Origin of the sequence: Duncaniella muricolitica (genome assembly GCF_910574735.1) — a bacterium.
GTDB lineage: Bacteria > Bacteroidota > Bacteroidia > Bacteroidales > Muribaculaceae > Duncaniella > Duncaniella muricolitica.
This window is the reverse complement of sequence record NZ_CAJTCF010000159.1, coordinates 1-1471: the sequence shown is the minus strand read 5'-3', so window position 1 is coordinate 1471 and position 1471 is coordinate 1. Positions and strand designations below refer to the sequence as shown.

The following is a 1471-nucleotide window of genomic DNA, read 5'->3' as shown; positions in this document are numbered from 1 at the left end:
TCAAATAGTTCGTCCATGCCCTCGGGCAGGCACATCCATATTGCATCTGCGGTTTTCATACCGCAAATTTAACACTTTTCTCAAAATCCATGCACCGCCATTTCGGCTTGACCCCCTTTTCTTTGCAACTGCAAATCTAATAGTACACCGCCGGATCAAGTTTGGGATTTCTCCCTGATTTGCTTTTCCTTTTCTCTTTCATATTACTTTGGATTTAGCGGATTGACGGCATAAGCCGCCGCTTCGGATTACAGCACCGCAGTTCTGAAAGGCTTCCCGACTTCGGAGGGAAAGCCCGCCCCCTGCAAGGGCAAGTGCTTTTCGTGGCTGCTCAAAATATTTTGAGCGGCTGAAAAGACATCTTGCTATGTTCAGGTGAACATAAAAATCCGTCAGGGGACGGATTGGGAAAATACCTTTCAGGACTCCGGGCCGCGCGTCATCGGCGAACCCTGCTGTCCGGGTGCAAAGTTACGCCCTTAAAGCGGTATCGGACAGATGCTTGACCCGGTCAATGACTGCCAATCGGCGCAACATGCTGCCACTTGCCGGAGAAGTGATACAAGTTCCGGAATATACTTGTTTATTTGCAGCATGATTCAAGAAACGAACGATTTGAAGATATGATAAACGGGACATTCAAATACCCGGAAATCCGCTTCTTCGGATACTTGCCGAAACGGATACCCGAACCGTCGGAAACCCGGTTCTCCGACAATTCGGTGACGTATGGATTCAATGACTTCATGACGCAATGTCGTCAATCACCATTTGTCCGACGCACCGCTTCACCACAGAACCGGATACGCGACGACCCGCCTGCGTGTGTAGTCACGGAAGCGGATGGTGCGACAGCCAAATCCGTATGGAAACAGAAAAACAAATCATCAACAATTAAAATAAATGGAACTATGAGTAAGGAAATCTTCGTTGCATTCGCAACACAGAAAGGTGGCATCGGCAAATCCACTGTCACGGCACTTGCCGCCAGCTACCTGCACAACGTGAAAGGCTACAATGTCGCCGTCGTGGACTGCGACGACCCGCAGCACAGCATCCACGGGCTGCGCGAACACGAAATGGGGCTTATCGACAGCAGCACCTACTTCAAGGCTCTCGCTTGCGACCATTTCCGCCGGATCAAAAAGAACGCCTACACCATCGTCAAAAGCAATGCGGTGAACGCCCTCGACGATGCCGAGAGGATGATTGCCACTGAGGACGTGAAACCCGACGTGGTGTTCTTCGACATGCCCGGCACACTCCGAAGCAACGGCGTGATAAAGACGCTCTCGCAGATGGACTACATTTTCACTCCGCTGAGTGCCGACCGCTTTGTCGTGGAGAGTACCCTGAAATTCGTCACGATGTTCCGTGACAACCTAATGACGACGGGACAGGCGAAAACAAAAGGTCTTCACCTGTTCTGGACGATGGTGGACGGCAGGGAGAAGAACGGGCTGTACGACCT

At 51.2% G+C, this 1471-nt stretch carries 1 protein-coding gene; it reads left to right on the top strand.

What is annotated here, in order from left to right; genetic code table 11:
* Positions 1-623: 623 nt before the first annotated feature.
* A partial coding sequence (locus tag QGT73_RS17280; RefSeq protein WP_280123253.1) for a ParA family protein occupies positions 624-1471 on the top strand: 848 nt, incomplete at its 3' end.